Origin of the sequence: Desulfofustis glycolicus DSM 9705 (assembly GCF_900130015.1) — a bacterium.
Classification (GTDB): Bacteria; Desulfobacterota; Desulfobulbia; order Desulfobulbales; family Desulfocapsaceae; genus Desulfofustis; species Desulfofustis glycolicus.
This window is the reverse complement of sequence record NZ_FQXS01000015.1, coordinates 1-17,942: the sequence shown is the minus strand read 5'-3', so window position 1 is coordinate 17,942 and position 17,942 is coordinate 1. Positions and strand designations below refer to the sequence as shown.

At 57.0% G+C, this 17,942-nt stretch carries 18 protein-coding genes; 2 read left to right on the top strand and 16 right to left on the bottom strand.

Going from position 1 to position 17,942, the window contains the following annotated elements; all coding sequences use genetic code 11:
- Positions 1 to 149: 149 nt before the first annotated feature.
- Positions 150 to 1,052 (bottom strand): DMT family transporter, encoded by a 903-nt coding sequence (locus BUC26_RS12605; RefSeq protein WP_073376554.1) that lies wholly within the window; start codon positions 1,050 to 1,052, stop codon positions 150 to 152.
- Positions 1,053 to 1,065: 13 nt separating this feature from the next.
- Positions 1,066 to 1,962 (bottom strand): DMT family transporter, encoded by an 897-nt coding sequence (locus BUC26_RS12600; protein ID WP_208609787.1) that lies wholly within the window; start codon positions 1,960 to 1,962, stop codon positions 1,066 to 1,068.
- A gap of 672 nt (positions 1,963 to 2,634) precedes the next feature.
- On the opposite strand from BUC26_RS12600, the gene nadA reads away from it, so the two are divergent.
- Positions 2,635 to 3,693 (top strand): quinolinate synthase NadA, encoded by a 1,059-nt coding sequence (gene nadA, locus BUC26_RS12595; protein ID WP_073376552.1) that lies wholly within the window; start codon positions 2,635 to 2,637, stop codon positions 3,691 to 3,693.
- Here the strand turns inward: nadA and BUC26_RS12590 are convergent.
- The 14 genes from BUC26_RS12590 to asnB all read right to left on the bottom strand — a co-directional run bounded on the left by BUC26_RS12590 (position 3,680) and on the right by asnB (position 17,089).
- Positions 3,680 to 4,219, bottom strand: coding sequence for a shikimate kinase (locus tag BUC26_RS12590; RefSeq protein ID WP_073376550.1), 540 nt, complete (start codon positions 4,217 to 4,219; stop codon positions 3,680 to 3,682). The two genes, nadA and BUC26_RS12590, sit on opposite strands and share 14 nt — an antisense overlap.
- A 25-nt stretch (positions 4,220 to 4,244) precedes the next feature.
- Positions 4,245 to 5,345 carry a tRNA-queuosine alpha-mannosyltransferase domain-containing protein gene (locus tag BUC26_RS12585; protein WP_073376548.1) on the bottom strand — a complete coding sequence of 367 codons (1,101 nt, stop codon included), beginning with the start codon at positions 5,343 to 5,345 and terminating at the stop codon, positions 4,245 to 4,247.
- Positions 5,317 to 5,808, bottom strand: a complete 492-nt coding sequence (locus BUC26_RS12580; protein WP_073376546.1) for a YkgJ family cysteine cluster protein — start codon at positions 5,806 to 5,808, stop codon at positions 5,317 to 5,319. Before BUC26_RS12580 ends, BUC26_RS12585 begins: the two co-directional genes overlap by 29 nt.
- A 30-nt stretch (positions 5,809 to 5,838) precedes the next feature.
- Positions 5,839 to 7,068 (bottom strand): bifunctional phosphopantothenoylcysteine decarboxylase/phosphopantothenate--cysteine ligase CoaBC, encoded by a 1,230-nt coding sequence (gene coaBC / locus BUC26_RS12575; RefSeq protein WP_073376544.1) that lies wholly within the window; start codon positions 7,066 to 7,068, stop codon positions 5,839 to 5,841.
- A 69-nt stretch (positions 7,069 to 7,137) separates the two neighbouring features.
- Entirely contained in the window at positions 7,138 to 7,845 is a 708-nt protein-coding gene (locus BUC26_RS12570; protein WP_073376542.1) for a Bax inhibitor-1/YccA family protein, read from the bottom strand.
- Between the two features lie 136 nt (positions 7,846 to 7,981).
- Positions 7,982 to 9,391 (bottom strand): sugar transferase, encoded by a 1,410-nt coding sequence (locus tag BUC26_RS12565; protein WP_073376541.1) that lies wholly within the window; start codon positions 9,389 to 9,391, stop codon positions 7,982 to 7,984.
- A 43-nt stretch (positions 9,392 to 9,434) separates the two neighbouring features.
- Positions 9,435 to 10,400 (bottom strand): glycosyltransferase family 2 protein, encoded by a 966-nt coding sequence (locus BUC26_RS12560; protein WP_073376539.1) that lies wholly within the window; start codon positions 10,398 to 10,400, stop codon positions 9,435 to 9,437.
- A gap of 17 nt (positions 10,401 to 10,417) precedes the next feature.
- Complete coding sequence (locus tag BUC26_RS12555; RefSeq protein WP_073376537.1) at positions 10,418 to 11,254, bottom strand: glycosyltransferase family 2 protein; 837 nt, start codon at positions 11,252 to 11,254, stop codon at positions 10,418 to 10,420.
- A complete protein-coding gene (locus BUC26_RS12550) occupies positions 11,254 to 12,303 on the bottom strand; it encodes a glycosyltransferase family 2 protein (RefSeq protein WP_073376535.1) in 1,050 nt (349 codons plus the stop codon). Before BUC26_RS12550 ends, BUC26_RS12555 begins: the two co-directional genes overlap by 1 nt.
- Positions 12,300 to 13,268, bottom strand: coding sequence for a glycosyltransferase family 2 protein (locus BUC26_RS12545; RefSeq protein WP_073376533.1), 969 nt, complete (start codon positions 13,266 to 13,268; stop codon positions 12,300 to 12,302). Before BUC26_RS12545 ends, BUC26_RS12550 begins: the two co-directional genes overlap by 4 nt.
- 54 nt (positions 13,269 to 13,322) lie before the next feature.
- Positions 13,323 to 14,315: a lysylphosphatidylglycerol synthase transmembrane domain-containing protein gene (locus tag BUC26_RS12540; protein ID WP_073376531.1), complete on the bottom strand. Its 993-nt coding sequence runs from the start codon at positions 14,313 to 14,315 to the stop codon at positions 13,323 to 13,325.
- A 1-nt stretch (position 14,316) separates the two neighbouring features.
- Positions 14,317 to 15,048 (bottom strand): acyltransferase, encoded by a 732-nt coding sequence (locus tag BUC26_RS12535; protein ID WP_073376529.1) that lies wholly within the window; start codon positions 15,046 to 15,048, stop codon positions 14,317 to 14,319.
- 2 nt (positions 15,049 to 15,050) lie between these two features.
- The gene (locus BUC26_RS23410; protein ID WP_153307081.1) at positions 15,051 to 15,224 is read right to left on the bottom strand and encodes a hypothetical protein; all 174 of its coding nucleotides are present in this window, start codon (positions 15,222 to 15,224) and stop codon (positions 15,051 to 15,053) included.
- The gene (gene asnB / locus BUC26_RS12530) at positions 15,221 to 17,089 is read right to left on the bottom strand and encodes an asparagine synthase (glutamine-hydrolyzing) (RefSeq protein ID WP_073376527.1); all 1,869 of its coding nucleotides are present in this window, start codon (positions 17,087 to 17,089) and stop codon (positions 15,221 to 15,223) included. The genes BUC26_RS23410 and asnB overlap by 4 nt, the downstream gene beginning before the upstream one ends.
- A 627-nt stretch (positions 17,090 to 17,716) precedes the next feature.
- Between asnB and BUC26_RS12525 the strand changes: the two genes are divergently transcribed.
- Positions 17,717 to 17,942 (top strand): transposase (locus BUC26_RS12525; protein WP_073376525.1); only part of this gene is annotated, 226 nt, incomplete at its 3' end.

The window sequence follows — 17,942 nt, the reverse complement described above, 5'->3', positions numbered from 1 at the left end:
GGCACGTTCGCCTGCAGCCGGGCAGATATCCGCCTGCCGACCGGTTATCGATCTCGCCGGCAGCGTTTCAGGGATCCCTTCGGATACAGCATAGCAGATATTCGCGGTGCTTTCTAGCCTCCCGAATTAACCAGGATTTCCCGAAGCGATCAAGACCTGTCCTTGTGAAGTCGCTTTTTCCCGGCAAGGGACTGTACCATCAGCCCGGCCATGATAAAAACCAAGCCGACCAGAGATGACGGCAAAATATCTTCGCCAACGATGAAATGGATCAGAATCAGCGACAGAAACGGTGCCAGGAAAATCAAGTTGGCCACCCGTGCCGTCGAGCTGGTCAGCTTCATCGCCATCAGCCAGGCCACATAGGCGATCCCCATTTCAAAGCAACCGGTATAAACGGCACCGGCCAGGCCGGCCAGCGGAACCATTCTGAATTCCTCAAAGACGAGAAGATAGCCGCCGATCAGCGGCAGGCTGCAGATAAAATTGAGCAGCAGTCCGGCAATCGGGTCACGTTCATCGCGGGTCGCGGCGATCCAGTAAAATGCCCAGATCAGCGTCGAGCACAGAACCAATGCGACGCCGACCGGATGGGCGAAAGAAAACGAGAACAGGTTCCCTTCGCTGGAAATGATATAGACGCCGAAATAACTGATCAACACAGCTGCCAGCTCGAGCAGGCGCAAACGATGACCGAGCAGCGGCACCGACAGCAGCGTCAGCGTGATGGCCCAGGTAAAATTGATCGGCTGGGCCTGTTGCGCCGGCAATACTTCGTACGCCTTGAACAGGACCAGGTAATAGAGGAACGGATTGACGGCCCCGAACGCCAGCGATCGTAGCCAAGTGGCGCCGTCGGCCTGCCTGACCAGAAAAAATTTTCCCTGACAGCGGAGGATGATTGAAAGCAGGACGATCGAACTACCGGTCGCATAAAACAGCAGTTCGGCTGCCGACAGATATCGCAAACTGATTTTAAACGCACTGGCCACCGTCGACCAGCAGAGGACGGCCGTGAGGCCGTAAACCATGGCTTTCGCCTGCCTGGTCATATCCGCCCCGGTACTAGCTTTGGTTGGAGCTCAGCTTCGTGGCCCGGCCGAACGGCAGCGCCAGCACAATCAACCCGGAAAGTATCAGAATCAGGCCGATCCAGCCGACACCGCCGACCTGTTCGCCGAGGACCGCAACACCGAGCAGACCGGCGGTAAATGGTTCCGCCAGGGTCAGGGTAACGGCGGTCGATACCTGGACGTGTTCAAGGCCCCGGCAAAACAGGAAATAGGAAAGAGCAGTCGCCAGCACCCCGAGGTGAATGACCACGGCCAATCCGGCAGGACGGGCGATCCAGGAGAGATCGGCAGTAAAGAGAAACGGCAGCAGCGCCGCCGCACCGATGCAAAAAACCACCGCCGCCACCGATTCGGGCGGCCGGCCGGGAAGGAGCTTCTTCATGAACATGGTGTAGACGGCATACGCCAGTCCGGCACCGGCGGCAAGGCCGATGCCCAAGGGATGAACTTCGATCCGTCCGGAATTGCCGAGCAAGATAATGCAGCCAAGCAGGGCCATCAGTGTCGCCACGTACCACTGGCCGGACGGTCGCCTTTTCATGAACAACGTGTCGAGGACTCCTGCGAATACCGGTGCCGAACCGATGCCGACCATGGTTCCGACGGCAACTCCGGTCAACGCGACTCCCCAGAAGAAACAGAGCTGATAGAGCGCCACGAACAGGCCGCCGCCGACAGCGAGCCATACCGGCATGGCGGCCAACGACGGACCGTTGCGCATTAAGCTGACCAACGCCAGGGCAACTCCGCCGACCAGGAGACGCAGCGCGCCGATGATCTGCGGTGTACTCTCGATCGGCGCCAGTGCTTGCGCCGTACCGGTTGTCCCCCACAAAACGGCAGCGGCAACGATGGAAATCATGCCGACGACAGTGTGTGATATTTGCAAGATTACGGTTTCCTTAACAATAATTGATTCGTTTGCCGTGTGTACCGCGCTGCGCCCGCCTCAATTTCTCGTTTCTCCGCTCGGAAGATGGAAAGCAGCGGAGCAGCCGGTTCGGATTGTATTCATGATATAACGGTTTTCCGCAAGAGCAAAGAGTGTTTCTCCATTCCTATCGACAGCCAGATGCTGGACGGACTATTCTGCACCCAGGCCTGGTATCGAGTTGTGCCGGCGAGGCGCTCGGGTGGCACTTCTCTGCTCAGCTGCGAAAATCGTTTTTTCCCCACGAAGACCGGCCGGCCTTATCGGCCGCGAAGCCGATTTTCATTGTTCTTGTGACTCACTGTCGTGGGGAAAATCAAAAAATCTCGTTGAAGATGAAGGCAGATGCCGAGAAAATGTTCGGAAAAACGGGCAGGATCTTGCGGCAATGGCTATTTTCTAGTAAAAAGTGGTCCCCTGTATCGCCAGCTTGCCTGCAAAAGCTGACGTGAGTGTTGCGGTTTGCCTCCCGAGTTCAGGGGAGCTTGAAAAATTCAGGCTCCCGTGCTGCAGGCAGAAAGGCGATAGTGCGAGAAGACCTTGTTCTCGCGTAACGCAGAGCTTGGGCAGAGGCGCCATGCATCGTGGCTCATTATTGTTGCCCACTGTTCACCTCAGAGAGTTTGAGCGATGTCCGATATAAAAGATCACCTGGCCGCCTACCATCCCCCGACCATTTCCATCCCCCCTCACCCCCAGTGGCCGGAACTGACCCCCGAAGACGAGCGGGCGATGAAGGCGCGCATCACAACATTGCTCAAAGAACAGAACGGGGTGTTGGTCGCCCACTACTATACCGATGCACGTCTTCAGGATCTGGCCGAAGAGACCGGGGGCTGCGTCGCCGACTCCCTGGAGATGGCCCGCTTCGGCAGTGAACATCCGGCCGACACCCTGGTCGTCGCCGGAGTTCGCTTCATGGGCGAGACGGCCAAGATCCTGAGCAACGAGAAGCGCGTTCTAATGCCGGACCTGAACGCCACCTGCTCACTTGACGAAAACTGCCCAATCGAGGACTTCGCCCGCTTCTGCGACAGTTATCCCGAACACACCGTGGTCGTCTACGCCAACACCAGCGCCGAGGTCAAAGCTCGATCCGACTGGGTGGTCACCTCGGGAATCGCCCTGCCGATCGTCAAACATCTGGCCGCACAAGGCAACAAGATTATCTGGGCCCCGGACCGCTACCTGGGCAGCTACGTCCAGAGGGAAACCGGCGCCGACATGGTCCTCTGGCCGGGATCCTGCATCGTCCATGAAGAATTTCGCTCAATCGCGTTGCAGCGCCTCCGCCGGCTCCACCCGGAAGCGGCAATTCTCGTTCATCCCGAATCGCCGGAGGCGGTCATCGCCCAGGCCGATGTCGTCGGTTCCACCACCGCTCTGATCAAGGCGGCGGCAACGCTGCCCAACGACACCTTGATCGTCGCCACCGATAAAAGAATTTTCAACAAGATGCGGCAGCTGGCACCCGGCAAACGGTTACTGGAGGCACCAACCGAAGGGGAAGGCGCCACCTGCCTGAGTTGCGCCCGCTGCCCGTGGATGGGAATGAACTCCCTGCAGAGCCTGCTCGCGGTACTGGAAACCGGCGCCAATGAAATCCAGGTGTCAGCCGAGCTTGCCGCCCGGGCGCGGATCCCGATTCAGCGCATGCTCGATTTCGCGCGACAGCTCACCGCTCACTGACGGGAAGCGGCACCTTCAACCCGGTCCGCTCGATGATTTCGGCGGCAACCAGGGAAACAGGGCGACCGGTCACATCGATCTGCAGGTCGGCGACCTGCCGGTAGAGCTGTCGCCGCCGGTCGTAGAGACGGCGCGCCTGGTCCAGGTCCTGCAGCAGCGGCCGCTTTTTAATTTTCTGCCTGGCCCGCGGATGACCTCTAATCGCCGCAATAATCGCATCAAATTCGCTGTGCAGATGGACGATCGTGCCGATCCTGCCCAGATCGGCGACTGCCGCAAAACCGCCACCGGTTGAGACGATCGTCGCGCTGACGCACTCGGCAAGCCATCGCGCCACCCGCCCTTCCAGCGCCCGGAAATACAGCTCGCCATGGGTCGCAAAGATATCGGCAATGTTCATTTTTACCAGCGATTCGATCAAATCGTCACAATCGACGGCAAAACGACCGGTCTGCCTGGACAGCTCCCGGGCGGTACGCCCTTTGCCGACGGCCATGAAGCCGATCAGTACGATGTTGTCGGCCATACTCCTCCGCTTTTTTGAATCTTTTTTAATCCCCGTTGATCCAGCAACGATAGTCGCCGGCCTGCATAGGCCAGGAAAAGCGTTCGGTCAAGGCGCGGCCTCGCTGTGCCCCCAGCCTGCGACGGGTCAGCAATGCTGCTTTCAGGTGCTGATAAAGGCCACCGTCCGGGTAGAGATAGGTGTCGACAAAGAGTTCCGGATAGGCCAGGCGATTCGGCAGGACCGGCAGACAACCGGCCCGTACCGCTTCGATCACGGCCAACCCGAAGAATTCATGATGGGCGGTGGACACGACGATATCGCCCTGGGCGAGCAGCGCCAGGTAGTCCGTTCGCTCCGACAGATAGCCGAAATGGATGATCCGTTGTCCGAGTTCCCGGCGCGCCCGAGCAAAGCATGGCGGCACATCGCGAAACTGCTGGCCGAGAACGCAACAGCGAAAGGCTATCCCGTCCCGGTGTAAGGCGGTCAAAACCGCGAAAAATTCCTCCGGATTTTTATCATGCTCCCAGCGATGGTTCCAGATAATCAGTGGCATTTCCCCGCACCGCATGGTGTCAGTCGATACCATATCAATTTCACCAAAATGGATGCCGGGATAGATAACCCGGCTCTTCTCCTCAAGCGCTGTCAATTCATCGGCTAGATCGATATCGGCGGCCTTTTCGACATAAAGCCAACTGTTCCGGAAAAAGCCCTGGCGATTATAGTGCGAATTGAAGGCAACACCGTCGGCGGCCAGCGCGGTGGTAAAGTTGATTGCGGTAAACTGGTGATTGGTCCTTTTCGGCAGGCGTCCCGGATATTGAAATTGGTTCTCATGGAAATAGGCAAGAAACCGGCAGTCCGGTCGCCAACCGGGCAGTCCGGCGACCAGGGCTCGGAACACCGCCAGATCGGTGAAGGTCGATGCCAGCACCGCATCAAATGCCCGTTCTCGCACCGGTAATCCTTTTATCCGGGCGGCAAACCAGGGAGCGGAAAGCTGCATCCGCATTTTCCATTTCCGTGCCGGCAGATGAAGAAGGACAAAGCGATCCGGCAGACAGGTTGTCAACCCGTCGAGAAACAGGCGATGTGATCCGCCGTAATATGGCTCAAGCAGAAGGATCTTTTTTTCGAGCATTTCTTCGGTGCGCTGTCCGCAACCGTTTGGCAAACGGAACGGCCGAGGTGATGGCAAAACCGCAACCGGGCGGCAAAACTCCGCCGCAGAGCACGAGCGACGTGGTGGGAAACGATTTGCAGATCGCCGGACGGTTTTCATAATCACCGCACCGGCCGTCATCCTGAAGCGAGGTACAGCTCAGCTGCACTAGTCCCTGATCATCGATGCCGCTGACCGTAAAACGTTGGTAGTCGGGATGATCGCGGCAGACCCGTTCGAATTGTTCCGGCGAGTTCAGCCACCTGCCGCCGACGCGCAGATTGATGCACTCACAGCATGCCCCACAGCACCGGCAGCCACCGGTGCGCACCAGTTTCCGCCCGCAAAGACGAAGCAAAAATAGGGTCAGGCCGCCGGAAAAAAACTCTTTGCCGACTGCCAGCAGCCTGCTTATCTTTGAACGCTCCCCAGACGATCCCATTCTCTCCGCGTTACTTGTCCAGCCATCGGGTCAGCGCGACTGGACCGGTCGCTCCCGGAGCAGACCGTTGCCGACGATATGGTCCCACAGCAGATCTGCACTGCGCATCTTTGAGGTGTGCGGTAATTCCGTCACCCCGTCGTTGTCGATCAGGATCAGACGATTGGCGTCGGTCTCAAAGCCACAATGGGCACTGCCGATATCGTTGACGGCAATCAGATCGAGGTTTTTCTTCGCCAGTTTTCTGCGCCCTTCCTGCTCGAAGTTGGAACTCTCGGCGGCAAAACCGACCAACAGCTGCTGTCGCGGGTCACGAAGCGTTCCCAGTTCCAGCAAAATATCGGGGTTCGGTTCGAGACGGAGCACCGGTGCGCCCTGATCTTTTTTGATCTTTTCCCGATACTCGTCGGCGCTGCGGAAATCCGACACGGCGGCCGCCTTGACGATTACCGATGCCTCTTGATAATGGGTCAGCACCGCTTCGTGCATCTGTCGTGCCGTCGACACCTGGACCAGCCGCACCCCGGCCGGCGGGCTCAAGTGGGTCGGCCCGCTGACCAGGATCACCTCCGCACCGCGGCGAAAGGCGGTACGGGCAAGGGCGTAGCCCATCTTGCCGGAAGAACGGTTACTGAGAAAACGGGCCGGATCATAAGGTTCGCGCGTCGGTCCGGCGGTCACCAGCACAACCTGACCGGCCAGGTCCTGAACGGCAAGCTTTCGCAGAACATATTCCTCGACCACATCCCATTCGGGCAAACGTCCGCTGCCCCGTTCGCCGCAGGCCATCACCCCGCTCTCCGGGTCGATCACCAGGTAACCCAGCTGCTGCAGCGCAGCGATGTTTTGCCTGGTGGCGGGATGCTCGTACATCTTCACATTCATCGCCGGGCAGACGATGACCGGAACCGTTGCGGCAAGGATGGTCGTCGACAGCAAGTCATCGGCCATGCCGTGCGCCAGACGGGCGATGGTCTGAGCGGTCGCCGGTGCCACCAGGATACAATCCGCTTCACGGGCCAGGCCGATATGCGACATCGAGCCGCTCTGTTCGTCGGCGAACATATCACCATAAACCCGGCGTCCGGACAGAGAGGCAAAGGTCAGCGGAGTGATGAATTGCCTGGCCGAAACGGTCATGATCACGTCGACCAGCGCCTCTTCTTTACTCAGAGTACTGACCCAGCCGGCGACCTTGAAGGCGGCGATACTGCCGGTTACTCCGACAACAATGCGTTTCCCGGCAAAACTGGTGTGCATGGCGGCCTCATCGGCAAGCCGGGCCTCTGAAAGCGCTCAGGACCCGGCCGTAACGGAAAAAAGCGCGAATCAGTTTCTGGAGCCGCCGAAAAAGCGCAGCAGCATCAGGAACAGATTGATAAAATCGAGATAGAGGGCCAGTGCGCCCATGATCGAACCCTTGACGATCGCCTCCTGTCCCTGGCTCATGATCCCTTCCTCGCCCATGCGTTTAATCTTCTGCACGTCATAGGCCGTGAGCCCGGTAAAGATCAGAACGCCGATCATCGAGGTAACCCAGTAGACCGCCGGGCTCTGCAGGAAAATATTGACGACCATCGCGATGATGATACCGATCAAGCCCATGAACAGAAACGACCCCCAACCGGACAGATCACGTTTGGTCACCAGTCCGTAAACGGCCATGGCCCCAAACATACCGGCGGTAATCAGGAAGGTGCCGGCAATGGATGATCCGGTATACCTGAGAAACAGGGTCGAAAAAAACAGTCCGTTGAGCACCGCGTAGCCAACAAACAGCGCGGAAGCGGTCCCGGCCTGAATCTTGTTGATCCGGGCCGACAGGAAAAAGACCAGGCCAATGGTGCCGATGGCCAGCACGATAAACAGCGGCGACCGGGAAATGGTCACCGCCAATCCGGTAGCGGCGGTCGCGTAGGCAACCAGGCCGGTGATACCGAGGCCGACCGCCATCCAGTTAAAGACCTTGGCAAGAAAGATCGAGGCCACATCCTGCCTGACCTGTGAAATACTGATCGGTGCTGCTTTGCTGTCCATGGGAGACTCCTTTGTGTCGATCATTTATGGTGAGATAACCAGCTATATCATAGGCATTCTTACGGCTCTGGCAAGACTGGCCGGTATTCCGGCAGCACCGATCGATTCGGAGTTTACACAACACCGCTCAAAGTGCTCAATAGGCGCCGTTGCCGCGAAACATAATGTACACGGTCCGGATGATAATCCGGATGTCGGTCCACAACGAGTAATTGAGAATATACCAGTCATCAAGGTCTACCCGCTGCTGGTAATCATCGATATCGGAACGTTTACTGACCTGCCAGGGGCCGGTGATCCCCGGTTTCATCGAGCAATAGCGTCCGGCGCTTTCCTTGTAATACTCCTGCAACTCACCTCCGACGATCGGCCGGGCGCCGACTACGCTCATATCGCCGCGAAGCACGTTGAAAAATTGCGGCAGCTCGTCGAGACTGGTACGGCGGAGCACCCTGCCGATTCTGGTGATCCGGGGGTCGTTTTTCAGTTTGTAAGTCTGCTGCCATTGAGCCCGGAGATGCGGGTCTCCGGCGAGCAGCTCCGCCAGTTCCCTATCGGCACCGGCGCGCATGGTCCGGAACTTCAGACAATCGAACTCCTTACCGGCGGCGGTGATCCGTTTGTGCCGGTAGATGACCGGGCCACGGTCCTCAATCTTGATCAGCGCGGCAATGACCGCCATCAACGGTAGCGTAGCGATCACGACCAGCAGCGAGAAGATCACATCAAAGCTCCGTTTCCATTCGGTATGCGGATTGAAATTGAGAATCAACATCTTGCCGATCGATTGCAGTTCGGCATGGTGCAGACCATAGAGATAGAGATCCGGCACAAGGTAGATGCGGGCGCCAAGCGAACGGCACTCGCGCAGGATGGTGAATATTTTGCGCTCGGCCCGCATCGGCAAGGCTATATAGACATAATCGATATCGTTTCTGGTCAGGTAGTCGGAGAGTTTGGAAATATCGCCGAGCACCGGCTTACCCATGGCGGTCAGTTCCGGTTCTTCGGCAACCTTGTCGTCAAAGAAGCCCATGATCTCGATACCGGCCCAGGGGATGGTTTCCAACTCTTTAGCCAGGCTGATACCCAGATCGCCCGCCCCGACAATGACCGCCCGGCGAATATTCCTGCCCCGCCGCCGATAGTAGCGAAGGATCCGGCGGGCCGTCATATGTAGGAAGAACAACAGCACCGGGGTGGTGATCGACCAGATCAGAAACACCACACGGGAGTAAGCAATAGAGATCTTGAAGATGAAGAAATAGAAAAGCAGCACGCCGATCACTGTCGCCCACGCCTTGATAATTACGTAGAATTCAAGATAGAACTTCCAGCCGCGCCACGATCGATAGAGTTGAAATGACTGAAAGAAAAACAGGCACAGACAGAACGTAATGATCGCCAGACGGGTATAGTAAACGCTCCAGGGTACCCGGTACCAGTTTACCAGCGCCCAGAGATAGCCGACCACCAGCAGGCAGTCCACCAGGTGCAGGAGCCTGGCCATAAGGGAACTCTGCTCGCGCAGATTGGTTGAAATCATCTATCGTATCTCTGTTGCGGTCTCGCAGGTCCCGTTGGACCTGTCAGTCAATGGCGCGACGGCTCCACCAGTTCCGATTCAGGCTCAGCCGAATCGCTACGCTGCGCGGCAGCAGGCGAAAACGGCGTCCCATTTGATAGCCGACCCATTTCAGGGCAACTCTTACCATAAATTCCGCCAGGGCACTATAGCTTCGGCGACCGCCAAGAGAGATAATTCCCGATTTAATGTAGCGTATACCGCGGCCACCGGCCCCACCATAGGTCGTCAGCAGCCAGTTTTCGGTTTCATGCAACACGCCGATATCGAAATAGCGGCGAAACTCATCTTGCCGCGATTGATTATGCGAGTGATAAACGGCAGCATCGGCTGCATAGGCAATCTTGTAACCGCACATCAGTAACCGGCCGGCAACCCAGGTGTCCTCACCGAAAATCAGTCCATCGGGGAAAAAGCCGGTTTCGGCAAGCATGCTGCGCCGGTAAGCGGCACAGGAATTGGAGGCGAAGATCGCCGCCAGCCCAAGTTGTTCCCGATCGGCAAATTCCCGGATCGCAGGCTCCGGCGGATAGTTGAAGCAGCGCAAATGCGCTGCCAGCTCATCGGCACCAAAAGCCGGCAGCTGCCGGCCATAACTCATGGCGACGTCCTTGTGGCGCAGCAGCGGTGCAACGAGGTTTTCGATCACCGCCCGATCGGCCGGCAACACGTCCTGGGTAAAATAGACCAGGACCTCACCATGGGTCATCTTCGCTCCGAGACTGCGCGTGGCACCGTGATCAAAATCGTCGGCGCCAATGCGGTGCACGATTGCCCCGTAAGCTTCGGCAACGGCGACGCTGTCATCATCGGACGCGGAATCAATGACCAGAATCTCGTCGGGACGACGCGTCTGGATGCGCAGCGCGGCAAGCAATTCCCGCAGCGTCGCAGCACCATTTTTGGTCGGGATGATCACCGAGATCGTCGCCGTTGCCGAACGGTCCTGTTGCTGGGTGTCGTCAGTCATGGTCAACGTATCGTAAATCAGAGGTCTGCCGCCCGGACGAGCAGATATTTGGCCAGTGCCCAGGCAATATACGGTGATCGATGCTTGACGGTCAATCGCACCTCGTTTCTGGCCGCCATGAGACGCACACCACGGCTCATCTTTTTGCGGTCCGCAGTCCAGCCCCGGCAGTGGAATACCCCCAGTTTCGGCTCATAACGGCACTGCCAACCCCGCCGGCGCAACCGGAGGCAGAGATCGATATCCTCTTTGTAGAGGAAAAAGGCTTCGTCGAAGAGCTGTGGCAGTTCGGGATCCACAGCCCGCCGCCGGCAGAAGAGAAAGGCCCCGCACAACGCCGGTACCGTTTGCGCGCTGCGATAGTTCGCACCGTCGGGCTGCCCCTGACCGCGATCATACCACTTGCCGTACCAGCGGCGAAAGATTCCGGTAGAATCGAGGCGTCCGGTCGGTATATCCAGGTCGCTGTCATACCCGGTCAACCGGCCGCCGACGATGCCCACCCTATCGTTTTCGGCCATGATGGCCGCGGCCGCGGCGAGAACGCCGGGCGACATGAAGGCATCGGGGTTGAGAAAAAGCAGGTAGCGCGAAGCGGGCGAGGCCAAAGAAACACCAAGATTGTTTGCTGCAGCAAAACCGATATTGTCGGCATAATGCAGCTGCACATCGTCACTTTCCAAACGCCGAAGATAGCTGTTTTCTTGTGAACCGCTGTCGACGATAACTACCTGTTCCGGCCGTGCGATCTGGCCCCGGATGGCCGCCAGACAGCGGCCTATCACCGGCTGTGAATCGTGCGTGACGATAATGGTCGTCACCGGACAGATATGGGCAGCGGGTCGATCACTCATCAGCAGAATATCCGCAGGTACCAGCGCAGGGCCAGATTCCCTTTACCCTGCTGCGCTCGTCGGGCCATGATCGATGAAACGACCTGTCGCTCCGACTCGATGATCCGGCGGGCCAGTTCGCGGTCGCTGAGCCGGGGCACGTCCATCAGCACCCCCCGTCGCCGGACCATAACCGGCAATCTGACCACTGCCTGACACAACCCCTGCAGATAGGCGACAAATTGGTGTTTCTTGATCACGAACAGCAGCCAGAACAGCTGGTAGACCAGAATGGCCGGCAAGAACCTGAGCAGCAGCGCCGGCGAATAGTTCTTGGCGATGACGAAGATGTTGTTCCTGGTTGAGAGTCGCACGACGAAGCTGTTGATCTTCGAACCGGACGAAGCGCTACCGATATGATAGACGACGGCCTCCGGCAGATAACGACAGCGCACCCCGGCCCGGACCGCCCGAAGGTTGATATCGACATCCTCGAGATAGGCGAAGAAATCCTCGTCGAACAAACCGATCCGGGCAAAGATGCTCCTCCGGTACAGCGCGGCTCCGGCACAGGCGCCGAACACGTCGCGGCTCAGATCATACTCCGGACCATCGATTTCCATCGTACCCAAGCGGTAGCCGACCCCGCCGCGCAGCACCCCGTCTCCCGCTCCGTCAAGCACTTCCCGCCGCTCGAAACCACACATTTTCAACGCAAACATCTCCACGTCGTCATGCCGCCGGCACCGATCGAGAAGCGTTTGGAGGCAGTCGGTATGCACTTCGGTGTCATTGTTGAGCAGCATCACCCACGGGTGGTTGCCGGCCTTGATACCGGCATTAACGGCGGCGCTAAAACCTCTGTTTTCAGGCAGCGAAATCACCTCTACCCACGGAAACGTATCCCGGACAAACGATACGGAACCGTCGGTGGAACCGTTATCGACGACGATAATATGGATTTCCGGCCGCCGTTGCGATTGCAGCGACCTCAGGCATGTCGGCAACAGCATTTTGCCGTTCCAGTTGGGAATAACAATGTCAATCCCTGTCGATACCCGTGAACTCATGAAGACTCGCTTGAGTGCGAAGCGGAACTGCGAAATACTTCCCGAATGTGATAGACCGGTTTCTGCTGCGACTCATGGTAGGTTCGCGCCTGGAGTTCGGCAATGAGCCCCAGCGAGATAAACTGAATACCGATGAAGATGAGGACAACGGCAAGCAGCAGCAGCGGCCGATCGGCCAGCGGCATATCAAAAAACTGGCGTTGGATGGTCATGATCAGGGCCAGCAGAAAACCGACTCCGCCGGAAACAACGCCGAGCAGACCGAACACCTGGATCGGCCGGGTTGCGAAACTGAGCAGGAACTTGACCGTGATAAGATCGAGGATGACACGAATCGTTCGCGAGATGCCATACTTGGTCGTACCGAATCGGCGCGGCCGGTGATTGACCTTGATCTCGGTGTAGGAAATGCCCATACCGCTGGCGATCGCCGGGATAAAACGATGCATTTCACCGTAGAGGCGAATGTTTTTGATAACCTCCCGACGAAAGGCCTTCAGGGTGCAGCCGTAATCATGCAGAGAGACCCGGGTTGTCCAGGAGATGATCTTGTTGGCGATAATCGACGGGAGGCGCCGGTTGATAAAAGCGTCCTTGCGGTCGAACCGCCAACCGGTCACGACATCGTAGCCTTCCTCGATCTTCTGCAGCAGACGGGGAATATCTGCGGGATCATTCTGCAGGTCGCCGTCCATGGTAATAATCACCTCGCCGGTGGCATAATCGAAGCCTGCGGACATCGCCGCCGTTTGTCCGAAATTGCGACGGAAAGAGATCGCCACCACCCGGTCATCTGCCTGGGCGATAGCCTGCAGCACGCTTAATGTCGTGTCACTGCTGCCGTCGTCAATAAAAATGATCTCCGAGGAACAATCGAGCCTCTCCAGAACCTCCCTGGTTTCCTGATACAGCAGGCTGATGTTCTGTTCTTCGTTATATACCGGAATCACGACGGAAATTTTCAAACCCGATCCTCCCGCGGAGCTAACCGCATCATCGCTTGGCCTCTACTTGCCCAATCATCGCGCATCACCGCTCTGGCGCCTCTTCTCATCGGTGGGATTACCTCGCGGCTGTTGCCAGATACGATACAGGAAGAAAAGTCCACCGATCAATGAATAACAGACCGCAACCACAACAAAGAGTACCGCAAGGGTCCTCGCTTCGATATCGCCCATACCGACCCTGGTAAAGAACAGGACGTAGCCGTAATCGCGAATGCCGACGCCGTAGATGGAGATAGGCAGCGCCTCCATCAGGGTGATCAGCGGTACGAATGCACTAAAATAGAAAAATGGCAGCTGCGCCCCGAGAGCGCAGGCCATCAGGTAGACGACGGTGATCAGCGAAACCTGAAACGCGAAGGAAAGCAACATTACCTGCACCAGCAGTCCGGTGTTGGCCCGATAGCAGGCAAACGACATGAGCAGTTTCTCGGTCAACCGCTCGATAACGGCAAATCGATTCAGGCCGAAAACCGCCAACAGCCGGCGAAGCGGCGTTTGCCGGGCAATGACGACGAGCACACCGAGAAAAGCAGCCAACAAACCAAGCGGTACCAGCATAAAGCCGGGCGAGCGAAATTGCAGCGAAACATACACCGACGACAGTAGGCTGAGCACCACCAGCGCGATAAAACCGGAAAACCGATCGGCAAACACCGACGCCGCCGAGCGCGCCCCATCACGGCTGCGCCGGGCGATATCGTAGATCCGATACGAGTCGCCACCAATATTGGACGGCAGGAACAGATTACAAAAGGTGCCGCTCATATAGGAGACTACCAGATCACCAAGACCGATGACAACGCCGTCGGCCCTGAGAAAGAGCTGCCATTTCCAGGCGGAAATGATGGTATTGAACAGCAACAGCAGTGCGATGATCGGCAGATAGCCGAATTCTATCGATACCAGCAATGTCTTGATCTGCTCAATCGGCGTCTGCCGATAGAGCAGGAACAGCAGCCCCAGACTCACTGCCAGTTTCAGGGCGACAAGAGCGAGCCGGCGCATATTACGATCGGTGTCTCACGACACGGGCCGGCACCCCCATGCAGACGGAAAAAGCGGGGATGGACCTGGTGATTACCGAAGCGGCGGCGGCAACACTGCCTTCGCCGACGCTGACTCCGCCCAGTACGGTGACATTGGCTCCGAGCCAGACATTGTCGGCCACCGCGACGCCGCCGTCGGCCATGATCGGCTGACTCCGGATCAATTCACCGGGCTGGGAGATATCATAATTACCACCACCGATCATCAGACACCGCTGACCAATGACGCAATCGTCGCCGATGGTAACCGGATTGTTGTTGGTCGACTGGATCACCGTATAAGCGTTAATGCCGACCTGGCTCCCGATGGAGATGGTGCCGTCTTTGCAAGAGAGCATCACGTTGTTGGACAGGATCGTCCCGTCGCCGACATCAATAACAGTATCCGTCAGCGAGTGTCGGCCGTCGAGAATGCAATACTCGCTGATCACCACGGCATCGCCGAGCCTTATGCGGCCGGGATGCCGCAGTACGATACCGTGTCCGAAAACGGTCTTTTTGCCGCAGGCGGCAAAGAGTCGCGGCCAGAACAGTTTCCGCAGCATCATACCGGGCGCCCCGGGCAGCAGGGAGAGCAGCTGGCAAAATTCGAAATAGAGCAGACGACCAAGCGAGCGACTACCAACGACGATCTGCTGATACTTCGCCAACGGCGAGCCCTTTCCGGTTACTGCTGCATGGGTTTTTTCCATCACTACAGACTCATCTTGTAACTGCCGACAGTAAAACAGGCTTTAACCGGATCTCCACCGGCCGGACAGATGTTGGGCGTCCGGTCCGCCACCTGCGTCGAAATCGCTCTGCCCTGCTCTTTCCAGCCGAAGCGAAATGTTTCGTTGCCGACGGTGACCTCCAGCCATGGGGTCAATCGAAGAACCGGTTATGCCAGATGGCAACGTTGATCAGCGCCCAGAGAATATGGTTGTGGTTGTGCTTCATCGCGGTATGTTCATCGATCAGTCGATCGATATAGGCGGTATCCATCTGCTCCCGCAACAAACGAGAATCTTTCAGCAAACCGACCATATACCGTTTCAGATCACCGCGCAGCAAATGCTTTACCGGCAGACTATACCCCTGCTTGCCGCGATAAACAACCTTGTCCGGCAGTAGCCCGGCAAGTGCAGCCCGGAAGATGTATTTGGTCGTCATCCGTTTCAGCTTCCAGTCTCCCGGCAGAGCCGCCATATATTCAACCAGCACGTGATCGAGCAGCGGCACCCGTATCTCCAACGAACTTGCCATCGACATCCGGTCAACCTTCATCAGCACCGAATCGGTCATCATGAAGCGCATATCCAGATAAATCTCCCGATTCAGCGCATCCCTTCCGGCATCGCAGCGATCACTATACTCCTTTACCTGTCGAAAGGGCTCACGACGAACGGCAGCCTTGAAGCCTTCGCTAAACAGGCCATCTTCCAGACGGTCGTTGAGAAAATACTGCCAGCGGAGATGCTGGCCGTCCGGATTGAGATTGGCCCCTTCGACAAAACGCTTGAGAATATTGACGGCGCCTTTCTTCTGGGGTTGATCCGGCAACAGCGCGGCCATCCGGCCGATGATCTCCCTGCGGACAACCGGCGGCATCAGGCTGAACCATCGGTTCAGACGGCTCGCCTTGAAACGGTCATAGCCGGCAAAGCTCTCGTCGGCCCCTTCCCCGGACAGGCACACCGTCACGTGCTCTTTGGCCTGCCGGCAGAGCAGGTACAGCGGCACGGTAGACAGATCGGTCATCGGTTCGTCGAGGTGATACAGCGTCTGCTCGACGTATTCCGGCCGCATCGTGTCAAGCATCAGGACGTGATGCTCTGTTCCGCAGTGGCGAGCAACCAGATCGGCATAATCGAGTTCACTGAAGGTCTTGTCTTCGTAGCCGATGGTAAAGGTTTTCAACGGGCCGTTGATATGCCTTCTCATCAGTGCGACGATGCAACTGGAATCAAGACCTCCCGACAGGAAGACACCCAGTGGGACATCACTCACCAGATGCGACTTGACCGCAAAATCGAGATGTTCCCGCATCTTTTCAACGGCCTCACCGAAATCCCGCGGCACGTCGTGCCCCTGAAAAGAAAGATCCCAATACTGCTTGACGCTCACTTGGCCGTCTTCCAGAATGAGATAGTGTCCGGCCGGCAGCTTGCTGATACCCTCGAACATGGTCTGCGGAGCAGGTACGAACTCGAAACCAAGATAATCGTAGAGCGCTTGAAAATTGACTCGCCTCTCGACACCCCGATCTTCCAGAATCGCCTTGATCTCCGAGGCAAAAATGAAACGATCGGCGCCGTGATAATAATAGAGCGGTTTGATGCCGATCCGGTCCCGGGCCAACAACAATCGCTTCTTCTTCGTATCCCACAGCGCAAAAGCGAACATCCCGCGCAGCCGGTTGATCGCGTCGACCCCCCATTCTTCATAGCCGTGGACGATCACTTCGGTATCGGAGCGGCTGGCGAACCGATGTCCTTTGTTTTGCAGTTCATCGCGAAGCTCGGCAAAATTATAGATCTCACCGTTGAAAACGATGATCACGCTGCCGTCTTCGTTGGTCATCGGCTGACGACCGTTTTCGCTCAGATCGATAATCGACAGACGGCGATGGGCCAGAGATACCCGATCATCGCAAAACACCCCTTCCTGATCAGGTCCACGATGGGCAAGCGTGCTCGCCATGGAACGGGCCAGCATCTCATCATTCCAGTTAAAACCGCAGATTCCGCACATATGATAGTCGCGTGATGAAAGAAAAAACCGGCCGTAGACTCAGGCCGGTTTGGGGTTGAGTAAGAAAATCTTATACTTCTGTTCTACGAAGGTGCGTAATTCCTTTATGCAGAAAATCCACAGCTCACGCCGCTAATAAGCATGCCCCGCAGAAAGTGCCCACAAAAATTCGCTGCGCCATGCAGTCCACGTCAATAGTGTCGCTATACCCGTTCAGGACCTCCACCACATTGTGCTTGAGACGCAGCGGCAAAACTCCAAACGAAAGACACCTGTTCCATACACTCATTGCTCACTTCGTTACAAGCAGGACGAACTCATTCAGACGGCTCGATAGCATCATTCAAGGGTACGCTGATCTTTCGTAACCATTCGTGGCCACTGCGCGTTGTCGACCGGAGATACATTCGCTGAACACTGCACCACCGTTAAGACAGGAGCAAGACGGAGGCTACTATACCTCCAGACTTCCGCTTTTTCAACATTCTGTAGGAATTAATTGTTTCCCCCAAAAAAAATGGTGATGATGAGACACGTGGAGTTCATAATACATCAACATGTTTTGGTTCAGCGCGAATTGGAGAATTCCCCCATTTGAGTTAGTTTACTCACAAGGAGGAATTCACCATGAAACGAAAACGCAAAAACTATTCAGCCAACGAGAAGGTTGCCATTATCAAGCGCCATCTTGTTGACAAAGTGTCGGTCTCAGACCTATGCGACGAATATCTGCTCAATCCTACGGTATTTTACCGGTGGCAAAAAGAATTTTTCGAAAACGGTGCAGCCGCCTTTGAGAAAAGCGATGCTCGTCGGCAACGGGCCGAGCGGAAGCGCTTTGAAGAACTGGAGG